We start from the raw sequence: 1,766 nt of genomic DNA on the forward strand, positions 1-1,766 counted from the left end.
GGTTCGATACGCCGAATAGCCATCCGTCATGAGCGCACCCCGGTAGTTCACCAGGAGTGTCTCCGGTACCGCCGCTGACCGGCCGGGTGCATAGTGGAATAACACAACCGCCTGACCCGGCGGGCCGCCGCGTTGCACCCACATGTAGGAGTGGCTTTGCGGGGCTTTATCCGGTTCTTTCAGCACCTGAACGGTGGTTTCGTCCATGTGGATAACGGGGCTTTGCATCAGGCAGTGCCGCAGGTGATCCAGCAACGGGGCGACTTTTTGGGCTACCGCCATCACGGACTCACTCAGGGTTTGCCGGGGTAAGTCGATGCCATGGCGCTGCAAAATGGTACTCAGGCGATACAGTGGCAGTCCATCAGCGTATTTGGCGGTGATCACATAAGCCATGGTATTGCCTGAGGCAATGGCTTTAGGCAGTAACACATTAGCTCTGGGGGCTACCTTGACCGTGTCTTCACACGCCTGGCAGGCATACTTTTTCCGGACGTACCGGATGACCTGAAGTTTGGCCGGAATGATCTCCAGTTGCTCACTGCTGTCTTCACCGATCTCACTTAACTGACAGCCACAGGCGCACACCCGTTCGGCTTCCGGCAATTCAATCAGCTTGTGGATGCGGGGCAAATGTGCCGGCAATGGTCGGCGGGCTTTGCGTTTGGTCGTCGCCTGAACCGGGGTATCTGAGGGTGTGGAACCATCGGTATCGGGTGGTATCTGGTCACATCGCTCAAGCGTCTCCTCGACCTCATCAAACAGCTCACCTTGTCCCGGTGCTTTTTCACTGGAGGCGCCAAAACGCTGTTGCCGGGCCAGCCGGATTGCTTCAAATAATGTCTGAACCTGCTTTTGTAAACGCTCAGTGGTACTGCGCTCTGCCAGCAGCAGCGCCTTCAGTGAGGCCACATCATTCGGTAATGGATCAACAGGTCGTTTCATGGTGTGGATTATACCGGAAAATCCTACCCCACTGTGCGGTAGTTCAAGGTTTGATGCGGTTTATTACGCCAGAGATCAAAGCCGTCCAGCAAGCGGTTGAGCTGCTCACCATCCATCACACAGGTCGGTGTGGTGACCTCATCCGGCCACTTAAACCGCTCCTGCTCCAGACTTTTATACCACAGGCAAAACCCGTTCTTCTCCCAGTACAGGATTTTCACCTTATCCCGGCGCCGGTTCGTAAACACATACAGCGCCGGTGCAAACGGATCCAACTGTAGAGACTGCTCCACCAAGAGCGACAAGCCGTTAATGGACTTTCTGAAGTCCACGGACTGAGTACACAGATACACCCGGGGCAACTGATCCGCCGGACGCATCATGACCGGACACCCGAGAGCAGTGCGGACAACCAATCCGGATCAGGCAATCGATCAAACCGCAACGTGGCGTCACCCAGCACGATTGTCAGTGGGCTACCGGAGACGGTTGTGGATGATACCACCTGCGTAAACTGTGTCTGTGTGGAGACAGTGACCGACCGGCCCTTGAGTGTGCTGCGCCACTGATATAACGTCTGCGGTTTGAGCTGATTGGCTTTAGCGTAGTCAGCGATACTCAATCCGGAACGCGCTGCGGCATCCAGGTGAGTCTTCCAGAATTGCTGTTTTTGAGTCAGTGTGTTGTTCATACTTGTCTCCGGTTAATAGAGAGACAGAATGACCGAATAGCTGAGCGGCTGGTAGATGGGGTTTACCTGACGCTTACGAAGGTTCTTTACCCCTTAGAGGAGGTCTTGCTAATCGTCCTTGCAGCCACTG

Annotated in this window: 3 protein-coding genes; all 3 read right to left on the bottom strand. The window is 55.2% G+C overall.

Annotated features, from left to right (window positions below; genetic code table 11):
- On the bottom strand, positions 1–945 hold a 945-nt coding region (tnpC, locus tag DKW60_RS22795), incomplete at its 3' end, for an IS66 family transposase (RefSeq protein ID WP_109839958.1).
- Positions 946–968: 23 nt separating this feature from the next.
- A complete protein-coding gene (gene tnpB / locus DKW60_RS22800) occupies positions 969–1,328 on the bottom strand; it encodes an IS66 family insertion sequence element accessory protein TnpB (RefSeq protein ID WP_109837047.1) in 360 nt (119 codons plus the stop codon).
- Entirely contained in the window at positions 1,325–1,636 is a 312-nt protein-coding gene (gene tnpA, locus DKW60_RS22805) for an IS66 family insertion sequence element accessory protein TnpA (protein ID WP_109839957.1), read from the bottom strand. The genes tnpB and tnpA overlap by 4 nt, the downstream gene beginning before the upstream one ends.
- Between the last annotated feature and the right edge of the window lie 130 nt (positions 1,637–1,766).

This window comes from Leucothrix pacifica, assembly GCF_003172875.1.
GTDB classification, from domain to species: Bacteria; Pseudomonadota; Gammaproteobacteria; order Thiotrichales; family Thiotrichaceae; genus Leucothrix; species Leucothrix pacifica.

Excerpts from the sequence above, each read along its gene's own strand:
- tnpA (WP_109839957.1), bottom strand. The coding sequence starts at position 1,636 with ATGAACAACACACTGACTCAAAAACAGCAATTCTGGAAGACTCACCTG.
- tnpB (WP_109837047.1), bottom strand. The coding sequence starts at position 1,328 with ATGATGCGTCCGGCGGATCAGTTGCCCCGGGTGTATCTGTGTACTCAG.